The organism is Cohnella xylanilytica, assembly GCF_014212175.1.
GTDB lineage: Bacteria > Bacillota > Bacilli > Paenibacillales > Paenibacillaceae > Cohnella > Cohnella xylanilytica.
Genome location: NZ_JACJVR010000035.1, coordinates 13,472 through 29,769 on the forward strand (window position 1 = coordinate 13,472; position 16,298 = coordinate 29,769).

Here is a 16,298-nt window from a genome sequence, read left to right on the forward strand (position 1 = left end):
CGCTCCTGGTTCGATAGCCTCGATAGGCCCGTAGGAACATCGTACCATAATCCGACAAAAAATGGCGATAGAGAGACGCGCGCGGAATGCAAAAAAACCGGCCGCCGAAGAGCTTCGCTCTCCGCGCGGCCGGCTTCCGTGCCCGCTTGCCCGATTCCCGCCGATTATTGTTCCTTGATCAGCGTGTTCGGGTCGATCGATTGGCCGTTGCTGCGAACCTCGAAGTGGACGTGAACGCCTTCGTCCTTCTCCATCTCGCTGCGGCCGGCCATGGCGATGACGTCGCCTTGCTTGACTTCGTCTCCCGCTTTGACCTTCAGGTCTTCCAGGCTCTGATAGACCGTGACGAGCCCGTTCGGATGCTCGATCTCCACTTCGTACCCGTTGATCGGGCTTTGCTCGGCCACTTTGACCTTCCCGCTCATGGCGGCGAGCACTTCGAACGGCTTGTCGTCCTTGGCGGCGAAGTCAAGCGCGGTGTGCGGATAGAAGCTGTTGTTGTACTCGACCATCGCGGCCTGCTTCTTCTCCTCCGACGCGCTCGAATCGTAGAACGACAACGTCTGGATTACGTCCTTGGAATCGAACGGCCATTGAAGCGATTCTCCTCCGGCTGCGGCTTCTACCGCCTCGGGGCTGTTCGTCTCGGCAGCCGCGCCCTGGCTCTCGACTCCCGACACCGGAACCGAATTCTCCGGATCCTTCGAGCCGCCCGCGCCCGCATTCAGCCAGAGAATCGTTACGATGATTGCTGCGGCGGCCATGTAAACTGCTGGAAATACCCAACGCTTCGAGAAAAACCTCTTCATCCCTGTCGGCTTAACCGGCGACGTCGCAGCCCCCGTCTTAGGGGCTTCTTCCAACTTGCGAGTGGTTTTGTTTTGGTCACTCATTTTTTATCACCTCAGTAAGCAAGTGTTACCAGGTGATAGAGTTTTATACGTGGCGGTTTGCAAGATTGACATTTTTATAGGGAGAGACGGTCTGCCAGCTTCGAAGCTTCCTCGATTCGAATTCCGGTATAGTAGTGTTTGACGATCTGCTCGGCGGTACTCCCCCGCTTCGCCATCCCTTCCGCTCCCCACTGGCTCAGGCCGACGCCGTGCCCGTTGCCGTAGGTCGTGACGACGACGCTGCGCCCTTCCAGCTTCAGATCGAACGCGGCCGATCGCAGCCCGAGCTTCTCCCTCGCCTCGATGCCGGTCAGCTCCTTCGATCCCACCTTGAGCGTCTTCACCCGCCGTCCCGGCGTCCGTTCCTCGACCCGGGCGGCGATCCGGCCGCCGGCGCGGGCGAGGATGCCTCCCGGCTTGACGCCGAGCGCTTTATAGAATTGCTGCGCCGTGAACTCCAGTGTCTCCTTCCAGTTGGACGCCTCCTCGCGGTCCCACGGACTCTCGACCGAGCGCAGGTAGGGAAGCCCGTACGGGAAGACGTCCTCCGAATTCTCGGTATACCCGTTGCTCGACGCGAAGAAGAGAGCCTCGATCGGAGAGCCGTTATAGGTGAGAACCCGCCCCGCCGTCCGCTTGGCCGCGTCGTCCGCCTTCTTCCAGGCCCCTTCGTCCGCCAGCTTCAGCCGGGCCATCTCCTCGAGAGAGCGATAGACTTGATGCGTCTGCGTATCCGTCACGTCCGCCCCCGGCACCGGCACGCCCGTCCGGTCGCCGGCGAGCAGCCGGCGAACGATATAGGTTCGCGCAGCCAGCGCCTGCGCTTCCAGCGCGGCCGGCTCGAAGTCGAGCGGCATCTCGGCCGCTACCACTCCCCGGACGTAAGTCTCGATCGGAACTGTCTCGACCCTCTTCTTGTCGCTTAGATAGACTCGAACGAACGTCCTCTCGCTCCACCGGCTGCTAGCCGAGACCGGACGGGAATCGGCCTCCCCCGCCTTGTCCTCTTGCCGAAGTCCCGAATCGTCGGCGTCGCCCGGCGCCTCTCGTTGCGCCTTCGCTCCCGCCGCCGGGCCGCCGCCGGAAGCGCCCGCGGCCTCTTCCGTCCGGATCGCGCCGTCCGCCGCCCCCGGGAGGGCCGGCCCTTCCCTGTCTGCCGGCTTGTCCACGCTCTCTCGGTTCGCCGGCTCCGATTCCGCGTCTAGTTCCTTCGCCGCCTCCTGGACGGCTCTTGTCCCCGGCTCCTTCAGCGCCTCCGTGTCGGGCGAGCGGCCGTGAAGGGAGAACCAGAGCGCCGCCGCGATCGCGATTCCGCCCGCGAACGCCGCCGCGTCCACCCACCAAGGGAAGCTCGTCCATCGTCTCATGCCTCGTCCAAGCATCTTCCACCTCCGCGATCGTAGCGCCTGTCCGTCTCTAGTCTATGATCCGCTTAGGATCGATAGAACGAGGGGGCCGGCGGGTACGGCGAGGGGCGGGAAGGAACGGCGATGCCGTCACATAAAGACAGCTCCGTCCGGGAAGCCGTCCGCCTTGCGGCGGGCTGGCCTCGCGGACAGAGCCGTCGAGTCGTTCTTATGATCGAAAAAAAGAAGTCCGTTGGCGAGCCGACTGGGGAACGTCTCCGATCTCCGGCGGTTAAGCCAGCGTCGGCTGCACGCGAATTCTCGCCACGTCGAGAGCGGCGCGGTCTTCGATCGCTTCCAGAATCTTCGCCGGGCGGCGGGAAGCCTGTTCGGCTTCGGCCAGCACGTCCTCCGGCGACGGAGCCCGGTATACGTCCGCTCCGAGCGCCGCCAGCTTGCCGACGATGTCGACGTAGCCGCGATCGATGTGGTGGACGCCCGTCACTTCGGTCGCTCCGTCCGCGGCCAGGGCGGCGCAGATCAGCGCGGCTCCCGCTCTCAGGTCGGTCGCGCACACCTGGGCGCCGACCAGCTTCGCTCCGCCGGTCACGATGGCGGTGCGGCCGTCGACCTTGATCTCCGCGCCCATCTTGATGAGCTCGTCGACATGCATGAACCGGTTCTCGAACACCGTCTCGGTGACGATGCTCGTTCCTTCCGCGCGGAGCAGAAGCGTCATCATCTGCGCTTGCATGTCGGTCGGGAATCCCGGATACGGAAGCGTCTTGACGTCGACCGCCCGAAGGCTCCGTTCCGCGATGACGCGGATGCCGTTCTCGTCGCTGTCGACGACGACGCCCATCTCTTCCAGCTTGGCGACGATCGGGCCGAGATGGTCCCGGATCGCGCCTTCGATATAGACATTGCCGCCCGTAATCGCCGCGGCAATCATGTAAGTACCGGCCTCGACGCGGTCCGGAATGACCGCGTGCTCCACGCCCGAGAGCCGTTCCACGCCTTCGATGCGAATGACTCCGGTTCCGGCGCCGCGCACCTTGGCTCCCATGGCGTTCAGGAAGTTCGCGAGGTCGACGATCTCCGGCTCCTTGGCCGCGTTCTCGATCGTCGTCGTGCCGACCGCCGTCGCGGCCGCCATCATAATGTTCTCGGTGGCGCCTACGCTGGCGATATCCAGATAAATCTTCGCGCCGCGCAGCTTGCCGTTCACGCGCGCTTCGATGGAGCCCTGGCCGAAGCCGATCTCGGCTCCCATCGCTTCGAAGCCTTTGAGATGCTGGTCGATCGGGCGAGTGCCGATCGCGCATCCTCCGGGCAGAGAGATCCGTACCTGGCCCAGCCGGGCGAGCAAGGGGCCCATCACGAGGAAGGAAGCCCTCATTTTGCGTACAAGTTCGTAAGGAGCGTCATGCGAAGTCAACCGGGTCGCGTTCAACTGCACACTGCCGTCGCTCTGCTTCGCGTGAACCCCCAAAGCCGCGAGCACCTGTAGAATGTTCGTCACATCGTCCAGGGCGGGTACGTCATGAATGACGCAAGATCCTTGCTCCGCCAGTATCGAAGCGGCCAGGATGGGCAGAACTGAATTTTTGGCGCCGTGTACGCGGACTGTCCCATACAAAGGACGGCCGCCGCGGACGATGATTTTGCTCATGGGTGGTTCCCTCCGCGGGTAATTAGTCATTCCGAAGCCGCCGGCATTAGCCGTCCCCCGGAAAACCCAAACTTCATCATATCACTGCCGATGCATATGGCACAAGCGGCAACTTCTGACAAATTCGGACAGGGCACAACCAATGGATATACGCCGAGAGATCGCTCTCGCGCCATATTACCCATTGTTGTCTATCCGGCTGTCCGTTATGCGCGGCTCCGGATCAGCCGGAACCGAACAGCCACTTCAAGGAAGAGGTCCAATTCCAATAATCGAGCACGAACCGGGCCAGCAGGTGGCCGACGATAATGGCGAGCAGCAGCTGAAGCAGCCGGGCCCCCGGGCTCAAGGGGTGGCGGAAGATTTTATCCCACCGGATCTCCTTGAACAAGAACCAGACCACCACGATCAAGCCCAGCGTCACGAACATGGAAAATAAGGCGTTCCAACCCGCCGAACTGTAAATATCGCTCATTTGGCAGCTTCATCTCCTTACAGCAACTGGGCCAGCATGGCGGCCCATTCCGCCCGGGTGAGCGGGGCGCCGGGCCGGAACGTGCCGTCCGGGAAGCCGGCGATCCAGCCTTTGCGCGACAACGCTTCGAGCGCCGAAGCCGCGGGGCTGTCCGCCGGAACGTCCTTGAACGTCCGCTCCGGCGATGCGGACAGCGACAGCCCGGCCGCCTTGGCGAACAGGATCGCCGCTTCTCCCCTCGTCATCCGGCCGGCCGGCTCGAACTTCGTGCCCGCGATGCCGCTCAGCCACTTGGCTCCGTCCGCCTTCAGCACCGCTTCGTAAGCCCAATGGCCCTTGGGCACGTCGCTGAAGCGGGGACGGGCGGCCGCGCTCTTGGGCTTGAACGCCCGCACCGCGATGACCGTCGCTTCGGCCCGGGTCAAGAGACGGTCCGGACCGAACTCGAACTCCCCGTAGCCCGCCATCCAGCCCGCTTCCGCGACAGCCCGGATCGGCTTCTCCGCCCAATGTCCCAGAACGTCCGCGAAGAGAGGCCCGACCTCCACTTCCCGAACGGTCAGCTTATACGGGGAGCCGAGCGATGCTTGGTCCGCCGACACCGCCAAATAATACGTGCCCGGATCCAGATCGATGCCTCCGTTCACGGCGGCGCGTCCTTCCGCGCTGCTCCACGACTTCAGAACGGCGAGCTTCTTGTCGTAGAGGCGAACCGTCGCGGTCGCCGACCGGGGCAGATTGGCCAGCTGGAAGCGCAGCTGCTTCCGTTCGACGAATTCGAACCGGAACCAGTCGTCGTCGCTCGCCGAACCGATCAGCCCTTCTCCCGTCCAGACGGGCGCCGGCTTCATGGGGGTCGCCGTCAACGCCCCGTCGTTCGGCTCGTTAGGATCTTCGTATGGAGTACTATATTCCAATTGCGCCGTATACGTCCCGACTACGGGATCCGGACTCGGGGAGACCGCGTTGCGGATCCGGATATAGTACTTCCCGGCCGAAGCGCCGGGCAGGACGATCTCTTCGCTTCGGCCGTCTCCGTTGTTGTCCGTCTCTTCCCCGGCCTCCCCCGCTCTCTGCAGATAAACGGCGGGATCGATCCGGGTCGTGTCGGCGTCTACCCGAATGCGCAGCTTGCCTTCCTTGGGCAGGGTGACGACCGCCCAATCCTCGTCGCCTTGGCGGTCGAACGTGCCGGTCCACTTCTGGCTGCGCGGGGCGAGTGTGAAGGCGGACAGAGCGTTCGGGTTCGGCTCCATCGCGTCCGGACCCATCCGGAATTGCGAAGTCAGCCGGTAGGAGGATTTCTCCTGGCCTCCCCAATTCCCTTTGCTCGTCGTCAGGTAGTATTTCCCTCTGGCGACTTCCCAACTCGCCGAGGAGCCCGCTCGGACGAACGGGTCCACCTTCCCGGAGGAGGCGGACGCCGGGGACAGAACGAGCCCGGGGGCGGGCGATTTGGCGGCCGCGTAGGCGGGATCGTCGATCCGCCAGGACACCGTGAACTTCCCGTCGTACGGCATGTCGATCGCGTATACGTCCCGGTCTTCCGGAGACGACCAGAACGCCGTTATCTCCGTGCCGACCGGGAATGCCGACGCCGTCGTCCGCTTGTCGTTCGGCTCCCTCCAGTCGCCGTCGCCCTGAGCCTTGACGGCCAAGTCCGCCCGGACGCGGCCGTAGCCCGTGTTGCGGTCCCAGCCCTTGGCCGCGATATCCTCGGCCGTCCGCTTCAGAACATTCCGGAGCTCGGCCGGGGACGCCTCCGGCCGGCTCGCCTTGAGCAGCGCGGCCGCTCCGGCCGCTTGCGGCGCGCTCATCGACGTGCCTTCCATGGTCGTCGTGCCGCCGCCGAGCTTCAGCGTCTCCACCTTCCAGGCGGCCGCCACGTCGACTTCCGGGCCGGGGGTCGAACGGTTCTGCGCGCTTCCTCCGTTCGCCCCGGCCACGGCCAGCACGGTCGGGTACGCCGCCGGATACTGCACCGCCGCCTTCGCTCCGAACGCCGCGGCGTCGTTGCCGCTGGCCGCGACGAGAAGCGCGCCGCGGCTCTCGGCGTACGCCGCCACTTCCCTCATCTCCGGCGTATCCCGGCGCAATCCGAGCGAGAGCACGACGATATCCGCCCCGTGATCGACGGCGTACCGGATGCCTTGAGCGAGCTTGTCTTCATCCCCTTCTCCGTTGCGGTCCAGCGCCTTGATCGGCATGATCTTCTTCGTCCACGATACGCGGGCCGAAGAAGCCTTCGCCGCCTCGGCGATCTCGGCGATCACGCCGGCCACGGCCGTTCCGTGACCGTTGTCGTCCTGGGGAGGCTTGCGCCCGTCGAGCAGGTTGATCCCGCCGGTCAAGTACGGCTCGAGCGCGGGATGCTTCAGATCGACTCCCGTGTCGACGATCGCGATCGTTCCGGTCACGTCGCGCGTAAGCGAACGCCAGGCGGCCGGAATCCCCATCGCCTCGAGGAAAGACGGCGGCTTCGCGGCTTGCGCGGCAGAAGCGGCTTCGGCCTGCGCCCGAACCTCGCCGACCGGCCGATCTCCGCCGCCGGCACCTTTCCCGTGGAGCGGCGCGCCTGCTCCGATCGCCGCGGCCAACAGACAGGCCGCGCAGGCGATGACCTTCGTCCTAACACTGAGTCTCACGGTCGATCACAACCTTTGCCCAACCCTTGCGCAACTCGTTCGCTGCATTTTTTGGCCTACACCCTATGTACCCAGGCCTCATCTATCTGACTCCGTTCCGAGGAACGGACGAATCCTATCCTTTTTCTAATTCGAGTTTCGACAGCGACTTCCCTTCCCCGGTTGAAAAAAAGGGACTTTTGTCGCAATCACGCCCCTCTTGTCGCTCCATCTTGCGGCGCAACGCCGGCGGCCCCGCCCCTGCTCCCGCGCTCCGCAGCCGCCCAACAAAAACAGCACCCTGAACGCCCGTCAGGGTGCTGCAAGCTCCTCCCGCTACCGCGCCAGAAAATCCGCGCCAAGCGAGAAGATGCCGTCGATCCAGTCCAGGATCGGCTTCGGCAGAATGCCGAGCGCGACGGAGGCCGCCGCGCACAGCCAGATGACGATGCCCGTCGGCACCGGAACCGCCACCGCCTGATCGCTCTCCCCGCTGCGCATGTACATCTGGCGGATGAACGAGAAGTAGACGTAATACGAAGCCACCGTCGTCGCCAGCAAGATCGCCGCCAGCCAGTACGCCTTCGTCTGGACGGCGCCGAACAGAATGAACAGCTTCCCGAAGAAGCCCCCCGTCACCGGCAGCCCGGCGAGCGAGCAGAGCAGCGCCGTCATCGCCGCGGCCGTCCACGGCGCCCGGTGGTACATGCCGGCGAACGCCGACAGCTCCTCGTGACCCGACGACCGGGACACCGCGGTCAGCACCGCGAACGCCCCCGCGTTCATGAACACGTAGGCGATCAGATAGTACACGAACTCCGAGAACATCGACGAGTGCAGGCTGTTCACTTCGAGCGTCAGCGGGACGAGCAGAATGCCCGCGTTCGCCACGCCCGACAGCGCGAGCAGCCGCTTCGCGTTCTGCTGCTTGAGCGCCCCGGCGACGCCGACGATCATGGCCGCCGCCGCCAGAACGGCCAGCGCGAGGAACAGATCCTCTCGCACCGCCGCCTGATCCCCTTCGGAGCCGAACGCCCGATACAGGAAGATGAAGATCCGGTACAGCATGGCGAACGCCGCGCCCTTGGCGACGATCGCGAGGAACGAGGTCGCCGGCGTCGGCGCCCCTTGGTAAACGTCCGGCGCCCAGGCGTGGAACGGGGCCAGGGCCAGCTTCAACGCGAAGCCGACGATCATGAAGAAAAACGCCACGTAGACGAGAGCCCGGTAATCGGCCAGAGCGTCTCCCAGAGCTCCGGAGATATCCGACAGCCTCGTCGACCCCGTCACCCCGTACAGGAACGACATCCCGTACAGAATAAACGCCGAAGCCGTCCCGCCCGTCACCACGTATTTGAACGCGGCTTCGCCGGATGCCCCGCTTCTTTTCCGAACTCCGACCAGCACGTAAGAGGTAATGCTCAATAGCTCCATCCCAACGAAAAGAGTGATCAGGTCCCCGGACGAGGCCATGACCATCGCCCCGATGACGGCCGGGAGGAGCAGGTAGTAGAACTCCCCCTTGATCGGCACCTCGGCCTTCTTCACCGTTCCCAGGGAGGCGAGCACGATGAGCGCCGTCGCCCCCAGGAAGACCAGCTTCAGCAGGTTGCCGAAGTCGTCGACGCGATAGCTGCCGCCCAGCAGGTTGCGGATCGGCTCCTTGCCGGCGTCGACCGCGCTCTGCAGATCGTAGATATGCCAGCCGACGAAGACGCCCGCGGCCAGCAGCCCGACGAGCGCGCCCCAGCCGATGAGGTCCCGGCTCGCGCGGCGAGGCAGGATGAGGTCCAGCAAGGCCAGAAGGACGGCGGCGACGGCCAGGGCGAGCTCGGGGGCGAGGTACCGCGTGTCGCTCCACGTCAAAGTCTGCAAAGCTTCCATGTTCAGCCCCCCACCCTCGTCTGGAGTTCCTTGAGCAAACCGTCGAAGCCGTGCTGCATCAGGTCGGTCAGCAAGGACGGATAGATGCCCAGAAGCACGATCAGCGCGGTCAGGACGACCATCGGCAGCGCCTCGACGAAGCGGGCGTCCTTCATCCCGGCGAACCGTTCAGGCAATGGACCGTACGTAATCGCCAGAACGCTTCGCAGCACGTATACGGCCGCCAGCAGAACGCCCAACGCGCCGATCGCGGTCAGCCACTTCAGCGAGCCGAACAAGCCGAGCAGCGACAGGAATTCGCCCACAAAGCCGGAGAGTCCCGGCAAGCCGAGGGACGCCAGCCCCGCCGTCAGCAGAATGCCCGCCGTGAACGGAACGACCTTCGCGAGGCCGCCCAGCTCGTCGATCTTGGTCGTGCCGGTTCTCTCGTACAGGCTGCCGACGATCAGGAACATCAGCGCCGAGATGAGCCCGTGCGAGACGGCTTGATAGATCGCCCCTTCGAAGCCGGTCTCGTTCAGCGAGGCGATGCCGAGCAGCACGATGCCCATATGGCTGACGCTGGAGTAGGCCAGCACGAGCTTGAATTCCTTCTGGACGCAGGCGAGCACCGCCCCGTACAGAATGTTGACGACGCCGAGAATCGCGATGACCGTCGCCCAAGAGGCGAGCTGCGCCGGGAACAGGAAGGCGGCGAAGCGGACGAGTCCGTACACCCCCATTTTGAGCAGGATTCCGGAATGGATCATGACGACGGAAGGCGGAGCCTCCGCGTGAACCTTCAGCATCCACGTATGAAGCGGGAAGATCGGCAGCTTGATGCCGAAGGCGATCAGCAGGAGAACGAACGCCGCCCACTTCAGGTTCTCCGACAGGAACATGGCGCCGCTGGCGTGGGCAGCCGCGTTCGGGTCCGCCAGGTTGGCCAGCAGCGTCTCGTAGTCGCCGCCGAAGGAGATCGCCGCGCCCCCGGCCGTCTCCGTCACGGTGAAGCCGAGCGTCGCGATCAGGATGAGGAACGCGAGCAGCATAATCGCCGAGCCCAGCCCGTTGTAGAGCAGGAAGCGGTTCGCCGCCTTCTCCCGGCCGAAGTAGCCCCAGATGCCGATCAGGAAGAACATCGGAATCAGCGTCAACTCGAAAAAGATAAAGAACAAAGTCAAGTCGCGGGCGAGGAACACGCCGTACATTCCCGTCTCCAGCAGCAGGAACAGGGAGAAGTAGGTTTTCCACCGTTTGCGAATGTGCACCGACGCCAAGACGGACATCGCAGCCACGACTCCCGTCAGCAGGACGAGCGGCAGCGAGAGACCGTCGACGCCGAGACGGTAATCGAAGACGAGCCGGTAGGAGGTCACGTTCACTCCCGTCCCTTGCAGCCCCGCTTCCGTATTGAGAGGGACGGACAGCCACGTTCCGTGCTCGGCGAAGGCGCCGCCACCCGCGACCGGTTCGTAGGAGGCGTACAGCCAGACGGCCAGAAGCAGCGGGATGACGGTGAAAAGAAGAGCGAACCCCCGAAGCAGCCGGCTGTGGTGCTTCGGAAGCAGCAGCGTGACGAGCGCGCCGAGCAGCGGAATCCAGACGATCAGCGATAAGACCGGGACGTTCTCCAGCATCACCAGAACCTCCTTCCGGCGATGGCCAGCACCAGCACGACCGCCGCGACGAGCGCGGCCAGGCCGTACGTCTGGATTTGCCCGTTCTGCAGCCGCGTATTAAGCCGCCCGAGCGCCAAGGCCGAGCGGCCCGCCAGCCGCACGGCTCCGTCCACGACGACGTCGTCGAACGCCGAGAGCGCCTTCCCGAGCCCCCGCAGCGACTTCACGAACAGCGCGTCATACAGCTCGTCGATATAGTACTTGCGCTCCGCCAGCCGAACGAGCCGCGGGAAGCGGGAAGAGACCGCGTCGCGGCGCACCGCGCCCTTGGAATAGATCAGCCAGCCGAGATACAGGCCGAGCAGGGACGCCGCGACGGAAGCGACGATCGCGAGGCCGCTCGCGTGTTCCTCCTCCGCCCCGCCGGTCAGCCACGAGCCGAGCCAGCCGGAGAACGGCGTCTGCACGAAGCCGGCGACGACGGCGAGCGCGGCCAGCACGATCAGCGGCGCGGTCATGACGGCCGGCGACTCCTTCGCGCGCGCATGCGCCCCCGCGTCGCCTCGCGGCTTGCCCGCGAACACGAGGAAGAACAGCCTCGCCATATAGAGGGCCGTCAAGAAGGCGGCGACTACTCCGACCGCGAACAGCCACGGGTTGTCGTCGAGCGCGGCCGTCAGGACGGCGTCCTTGGACCAGAAGCCGGAGAACGGCGGAATGCCGGACAGCGCCAGCGCGCCGATGCCGAACGTCCAGGCGGTGATCTTCATCCGGCTTCCGAGCCCGCCCATCTCGCGAATGTCCTGGGTATGTACGGCGTGGATGACGCTGCCCGCCCCGAGGAACAGCAGCGCCTTGAAGAACGCGTGCGTGAACAGGTGGAACATCGCGGAGGTCGTGGAGCCGGCGCCGACGGCCAGCATCATGTAGCCGAGCTGGCTGACCGTCGAATACGCGAGAATGCGCTTGATGTCGTTCTGCGCGAGGCCGATCGTCGCGGCGAAGATCGCCGTGAACGCCCCGACGACGGCGACCGTGTCCAGGGCGGCCGGAGCGGCGGCGAAGATGTCGAACGTGCGGACGACGAGGAACACGCCGGCCGCGACCATCGTGGCGGCATGGATAAGCGCGCTGATCGGAGTCGGCCCTTCCATCGCGTCCGGAAGCCAGACGTGCAGCGGGAACTGGCCCGACTTGCCGACGGCGCCGAGGAAGATGAGCAGCGCGATCAGCGTCGTGATCGACGTCGAGATGATGCCGCTCTGCGCGTAGAACACGTTGTGCAGGCTCGCGAAGTCGAGCGCGTGCCCCGGCATGTACCAGAACAGCAGCAGAATCGCGATCAATAGGCCGAGGTCGCCGATCCGGGTGACGATGAACGCCTTCTTCGCCGCCGCCCGCGCCTCCGGCTTCCGGTACCAGAACCCGATCAGCAGGAACGAGCAGACGCCGACGAGCTCCCAGCACACGTACAGGATCATCAGGTTGTCGGCGAGCACGAGCCCGAGCATTGAAGCGGTGAATAGGGCCACGTAGGAGAAAAACGTCGAGATCCGCTCGTCGTCCTTCATGTAGCCGAGAGAATAGAGATTGACCAGCAGCGCGACCAAGGTGACGACGACCAGCATGAGAGCCGTCAGGTTCGTCACCTCGTAGCCGGCCGTCAGGTTGACGGAGCCGGCCCTCAGCCAAGCGAAGCCGCCGATGTAATCCTCGGCGTTCTTGGCGAGCCGCTCGGCCGCGATCATAACCGAGTAGACGAAGGAGGCGAGCGAGGCGACGGTCGCGATCCAGGCGCCCGTCCGGCTCAGGCTTCGCCCCAGCGCCGTCAGAATCGCGAACGCGGCGAGGGGGAACGCCGGAACGAGCCACGCGTACTGCGAGAACACGGTTGCCATGACGTCACCTCCTCAACTCGTCGTATTCGTCCACGTTCACCGTCGCCCGGTTCCGGTACAGCGCGATCAGCACCGCGATGCCGACGGCGGCCTCGGCCGCGGCGACCGTCATCGTGAACAGGGAGAACACCTGCCCCGTCAGCGACGGCACGACGCCGTATTTGGAGAACGCGATCAGGTTCAGATTGACGGCGTTCAGCATCAGCTCGATGGATAACAGAACGATAATGGCGTTGCGCTTGACGAGGACGCCGTACAGGCCGATGCAGAACAGCACGGCGGCCAGCGTCAGGTAGGAACCGAGCATGCTCACGAGTCCTCCTCCTCCCTCTTCGCGAGCGCGACCGCCCCGATGAAGGCGACCGTCAGCAGCACCGACACCAGCTCGAACGGGATCGCATAGGCGGAATAGAGCAGCTTGCCGATGCTGAGCGTGTTGTCTTCCGGCAAGTCCGCCGCCGGCGCCGGGAACCCGGCGCTGCGGATCGCGTAGAACAGAATGCCGAACAGGCACAGGCATCCGATCGCGGCCAGCGCCTCCAGCAAGGGGCGGCCCGGCTCCTTCCCTTCTCCCTGGTGCTTCGTCATCATGATGCCGAAGATCATGAGAATCGTCACTGCGCCCACGTACAGCAGCACCTGGACGAAGGCGACGAATTCGGCCTCGAGAAGCACGTACAATCCCGCGAGTGAGACGAACGTGAAGGCGAGGGAGAGGGTCGTGTGCACCACCTTCTCGAAGTTGATCGCGAGCACCGCTCCGACGATCGCGCACACCGCGAGCAGGAAGAACGCGAAGAACTCTCCGGTGAAGTCGATGTTGAAGTTCACGGGTTATTTCGCCCCCCCTCTCTGAGGGGCGCCGATGTTGTTGTTGTCCTGGCGGATGTTCTTATCGTTGCCGTACAGCCAGTCGCGGTCCTTGAACAGCTCGTCGCGGCTGTAGGAGGCCAGTTCGAAGTTGTTCGTCATGACGATCGCTTCGGTCGGGCACACCTCCGTGCACAGGTCGCACAGGATGCAGATCTCGAAGTTGATGTCGAACGTGTCGATGACTTTGCCTTTTTTGTCCGGATCCGGATTCGGCTTGCCCGTCAGCGTGATGCATTCGGTCGGGCAGATTCGCGCGCATTGGTTGCAGACGATGCATTTGTCCGGCTCGAAGTACTGAATGCCGCGGAACCGGTCCGGCATCTCGATCGGGACGTCCGGATACTTGTGCGTCACCTTCTTGCCGCCCATCGTCCGGAGCGTAACGCCGAGCCCTTTGATAATTCCCGTTCCCTTCATTGTCTTCAGCCTCCTTTGCCGAACCATTCGATCCCGAGCGCCGTCAGGAAGATATTCGCGATCGCCAGCGGAAGCAATACCTTCCAGGCGAGTCCCATTAGCTGGTCGACCCGCAGCCGGGGCAGCGTGGCGCGAATCCAGAACAGGAAGAACACGACGGCCGCGAACTTGAGCGCGAACCAGATCAGCCCGGGGATGAAGTCGAGCTGCGGGAACGGCGGGTTCCAACCCCCGAGGAACAGGATCGTCGCCAGGCAGGCGATCGCGTAGACATAGATGTACTCCGACAGCATGAAGAACGCGAAGCGGAAGCCGCTGTACTCGACGTGATAGCCGGCGACCAGCTCCGATTCCGCCTCCGGCAGGTCGAACGGCGTCCGGTTCAGCTCCGACACCGCCGCGACGACGAACACGGCGAAGCCGACGATCTGCGGCAGGAAGTTCCAGTGCCAGAAGTAGCCTTCCTGGTAGAGGACGATGTCCCTCAGATTAAGGCTGCCGGCCATCATCGCCACGCCGACGACCGACATGACGAGCGGTACTTCGTAGCTGATCATCTGCGCCGCGGACCTCATGCCGCCGAGGAGGGCGTACTTGTTGTTCGACGACCAGCCGGCGATGACGATCGCGATCGTCGTGACGCCCGAGAGGGCGATGTAGTACAGGAAGCCGACGTTCAGGTCGGCGAATTGGAGATGAAGGCCGTAAGGAATCATCGCCAGCACGAGAAAAGAAGGCACGAACGCCAGAGCGGGAGCGAGGATGAACAGCGCGCGGTCGGCCTTGGCCGGAATGGTGTCTTCCTTGATCAGCAGCTTGGCGACGTCCGCCACCGTCTGCAGCAGGCCGAGCGGGCCCGTGCGGTTCGGCCCTCTGCGGTACTGCATCCAGCCGAGAACCTTGCGCTCGAAGTAGATCGCGTAGGTGACGAACAGAATGACGACGGCGAGAACCGCCAAGGCGCCGAGCAGGAAGAGGCCGGCGTGCCCCCAGGTGACGGGAGTGTCCCAGTAGCGCTGCATCAGCAGTCCACCTCCCCGAGCACGATGTCGATGCCGCCCAAGATCGTCACCAGGTTCGTCATGCTCTCGCCGACGAGCAGCTTGGGCAGAATTTGCAGGTTCACGAAGGAGGGCCTGCGGAACTTAAGCCGGTACGGCTCGGCCTTGCCCTTCGAGACGATGTAGCAGCCGATCTCCCCGCGCGGCGACTCGATGCGGACGTAGATCTCCCCGGCCGGCGGCCGGATGACGCGAGGCACCTTGCCCATCGTCTCCCCGCCTTCCGGGAACTGCTCCAGCGCCTGCTCGAGAATGCGCAGGCTCTGCCGGATCTCCGCCAGCCGGACGAGGTAGCGGTCGTAGCAGTCTCCGTTCCGGCCGACGGGGACGTCGAATTCGAAGCGGTCGTACAGGCTGTAAGGCTCGTTCTTACGCAGATCCCACTTCACGCCCGTGCACCGCAGGTTCGCGCCGGACAGCCCGTAGGCGATCGCCGTCTCGGCGTCGTAGGCGCCGACTCCCTTGATCCGCGACAGGAAGATCTCGTTGCCGCTGACGAGGTCGTCGTATTCCTCGAGCTTGCCGTACATCGAGCGGACGAAGTCCTTGACCTTGTCGATCCACCCTTCCGGAGCGTCCCACTTCACGCCGCCGACGCGCATGTAGTTGTAGGTGAGACGCGCCCCGCACAGCTCGTTGAACAGCTGAAGGATTCTCTCCCGGTCGTTAAACGCGTACAGGAACGGGCTGAGCGCTCCGATGTCGAGCAGGTACGTGCCCCACCAGACGAGGTGGCTCGCCACGCGCTGCATCTCCATGACGATCAGGCGCAGGAATTCGGCCCGCTCCGGCACCTCCAGCCCCATCAGCTTCTCGACGGCGTGGACGAGCACGTAATTGTTCGTCATCGCGGACACGTAGTCCATCCGGTCGGTGTACGGAATGATCTGGGTGAAGTTCAGGTTCTCGGCCAGCTTCTCGGTTCCCCGGTGCAGGTAGCCCATGACCGGCGTCGCTTCCGTGATGATCTCCCCGTCGAGCTTGACGATGATGCGGAATACCCCGTGCGTGCTCGGATGCTGGGGTCCGACGTTCAGCAGCAGTTCTTCGGTACGAATCATGCGCGGCTCACACCTCCGGGTCCAGCGGCACGTAATCTTTGCGGAGCGGATGGCCGACCCAGTCGTCGGGCATCATGATGCGGCGCAAGTCGGGATGACCGGGAAACTCGATGCCGAGCAAGTCGTAGATCTCCCGCTCGTTCCAGTTCGCCGTCTCCCACACCGGCGTCGCCGAGGGAACGGACGGCGCGGCGCGATCGGTACGCACCTTCGCTGCGTACACGTGTCCGCTGTCCAGGCTGAGCAGGTGGTACACGACTTCCATATGCGTCTCGTGGTCGACTCCCGCCACGTTGCGCAAGTAGTTGACGTTCAGCTCCGGATGGCTCCGGAACAGGCGGGCCGCGGCCGGCCAATGCTCGTTCTTGATGACGAGCGTGGGCAGATGGTCGTTCGGCTCGTTGATGGACGCCTCCTCGACCGCGTCCTCCGCCACCAGCTCGCGCAGCAGCTGCACGGCCCGGTCGAGCCGGGGCTGGTTCGGCGACGGCGG

At 64.4% G+C, this 16,298-nt stretch carries 14 protein-coding genes; all 14 read right to left on the bottom strand.

Going from position 1 to position 16,298, the window contains the following annotated elements; translation table 11 throughout:
- Nucleotides 1–164 precede the first annotated feature (164 nt).
- On the bottom strand, nucleotides 165–764 hold the full coding sequence (locus tag H7B90_RS09990; RefSeq protein ID WP_260410903.1) for a M23 family metallopeptidase: 600 nt from the start codon (nucleotides 762–764) through the stop codon (nucleotides 165–167).
- 203 nt (nucleotides 765–967) lie between these two features.
- The gene (spoIID, locus tag H7B90_RS09995; RefSeq protein WP_185135724.1) at nucleotides 968–2,260 is read right to left on the bottom strand and encodes a stage II sporulation protein D; all 1,293 of its coding nucleotides are present in this window, start codon (nucleotides 2,258–2,260) and stop codon (nucleotides 968–970) included.
- 271 nt (nucleotides 2,261–2,531) lie between these two features.
- On the bottom strand, nucleotides 2,532–3,911 hold the full coding sequence (murA, locus tag H7B90_RS10000) for a UDP-N-acetylglucosamine 1-carboxyvinyltransferase (protein ID WP_185135725.1): 1,380 nt from the start codon (nucleotides 3,909–3,911) through the stop codon (nucleotides 2,532–2,534).
- 223 nt (nucleotides 3,912–4,134) lie between these two features.
- Nucleotides 4,135–4,386, bottom strand: a complete 252-nt coding sequence (locus H7B90_RS10005; RefSeq protein ID WP_185135726.1) for a DUF1146 domain-containing protein — start codon at nucleotides 4,384–4,386, stop codon at nucleotides 4,135–4,137.
- A gap of 17 nt (nucleotides 4,387–4,403) precedes the next feature.
- Nucleotides 4,404–7,031, bottom strand: coding sequence for a S8 family serine peptidase (locus tag H7B90_RS10010; protein WP_185135727.1), 2,628 nt, complete (start codon nucleotides 7,029–7,031; stop codon nucleotides 4,404–4,406).
- Nucleotides 7,032–7,346: 315 nt separating this feature from the next.
- On the bottom strand, nucleotides 7,347–8,894 hold the full coding sequence (locus tag H7B90_RS10015; protein ID WP_185135728.1) for an NADH-quinone oxidoreductase subunit N: 1,548 nt from the start codon (nucleotides 8,892–8,894) through the stop codon (nucleotides 7,347–7,349).
- 2 nt (nucleotides 8,895–8,896) lie between these two features.
- Nucleotides 8,897–10,513, bottom strand: coding sequence for a complex I subunit 4 family protein (locus H7B90_RS10020; RefSeq protein ID WP_185135729.1), 1,617 nt, complete (start codon nucleotides 10,511–10,513; stop codon nucleotides 8,897–8,899).
- Nucleotides 10,513–12,393 carry an NADH-quinone oxidoreductase subunit L gene (gene nuoL, locus H7B90_RS10025; protein ID WP_185135730.1) on the bottom strand — a complete coding sequence of 627 codons (1,881 nt, stop codon included), beginning with the start codon at nucleotides 12,391–12,393 and terminating at the stop codon, nucleotides 10,513–10,515. Before nuoL ends, H7B90_RS10020 begins: the two co-directional genes overlap by 1 nt.
- Nucleotides 12,394–12,397: 4 nt before the next feature.
- The gene (gene nuoK / locus H7B90_RS10030) at nucleotides 12,398–12,700 is read right to left on the bottom strand and encodes an NADH-quinone oxidoreductase subunit NuoK (RefSeq protein WP_185135737.1); all 303 of its coding nucleotides are present in this window, start codon (nucleotides 12,698–12,700) and stop codon (nucleotides 12,398–12,400) included.
- 2 nt (nucleotides 12,701–12,702) lie between these two features.
- A complete protein-coding gene (locus tag H7B90_RS10035) occupies nucleotides 12,703–13,224 on the bottom strand; it encodes an NADH-quinone oxidoreductase subunit J (protein ID WP_185135731.1) in 522 nt (173 codons plus the stop codon).
- A gap of 3 nt (nucleotides 13,225–13,227) precedes the next feature.
- Entirely contained in the window at nucleotides 13,228–13,683 is a 456-nt protein-coding gene (gene nuoI / locus H7B90_RS10040) for an NADH-quinone oxidoreductase subunit NuoI (RefSeq protein WP_185135732.1), read from the bottom strand.
- A 5-nt stretch (nucleotides 13,684–13,688) separates the two neighbouring features.
- A complete protein-coding gene (gene nuoH / locus H7B90_RS10045; RefSeq protein ID WP_185135733.1) occupies nucleotides 13,689–14,705 on the bottom strand; it encodes an NADH-quinone oxidoreductase subunit NuoH in 1,017 nt (338 codons plus the stop codon).
- Entirely contained in the window at nucleotides 14,705–15,805 is a 1,101-nt protein-coding gene (locus H7B90_RS10050; RefSeq protein WP_185135734.1) for an NADH-quinone oxidoreductase subunit D, read from the bottom strand. Before H7B90_RS10050 ends, nuoH begins: the two co-directional genes overlap by 1 nt.
- Before the next feature lie 7 nt (nucleotides 15,806–15,812).
- Nucleotides 15,813–16,298, bottom strand: a 486-nt coding sequence (locus H7B90_RS10055; protein ID WP_185135735.1) for an NADH-quinone oxidoreductase subunit C, incomplete at its 5' end; no start/stop codon positions are given.

Bases quoted from the DNA above. Each gene is read 5' to 3' on its own strand.
- H7B90_RS09990 (WP_260410903.1), bottom strand. From the start codon at position 764: ATGGCCGCCGCAGCAATCATCGTAACGATTCTCTGGCTGAATGCGGGC.
- spoIID (WP_185135724.1), bottom strand. From the start codon at position 2,260: ATGAGACGATGGACGAGCTTCCCTTGGTGGGTGGACGCGGCGGCGTTC.
- murA (WP_185135725.1), bottom strand. From the start codon at position 3,911: ATGAGCAAAATCATCGTCCGCGGCGGCCGTCCTTTGTATGGGACAGTC.
- H7B90_RS10005 (WP_185135726.1), bottom strand. From the start codon at position 4,386: ATGAGCGATATTTACAGTTCGGCGGGTTGGAACGCCTTATTTTCCATG.
- H7B90_RS10015 (WP_185135728.1), bottom strand. From the start codon at position 8,894: ATGGAAGCTTTGCAGACTTTGACGTGGAGCGACACGCGGTACCTCGCC.
- H7B90_RS10020 (WP_185135729.1), bottom strand. From the start codon at position 10,513: ATGCTGGAGAACGTCCCGGTCTTATCGCTGATCGTCTGGATTCCGCTG.
- nuoL (WP_185135730.1), bottom strand. From the start codon at position 12,393: ATGGCAACCGTGTTCTCGCAGTACGCGTGGCTCGTTCCGGCGTTCCCC.
- nuoK (WP_185135737.1), bottom strand. From the start codon at position 12,700: ATGCTCGGTTCCTACCTGACGCTGGCCGCCGTGCTGTTCTGCATCGGC.
- nuoI (WP_185135732.1), bottom strand. From the start codon at position 13,683: ATGAAGGGAACGGGAATTATCAAAGGGCTCGGCGTTACGCTCCGGACG.
- nuoH (WP_185135733.1), bottom strand. From the start codon at position 14,705: ATGCAGCGCTACTGGGACACTCCCGTCACCTGGGGGCACGCCGGCCTC.
- H7B90_RS10050 (WP_185135734.1), bottom strand. From the start codon at position 15,805: ATGATTCGTACCGAAGAACTGCTGCTGAACGTCGGACCCCAGCATCCG.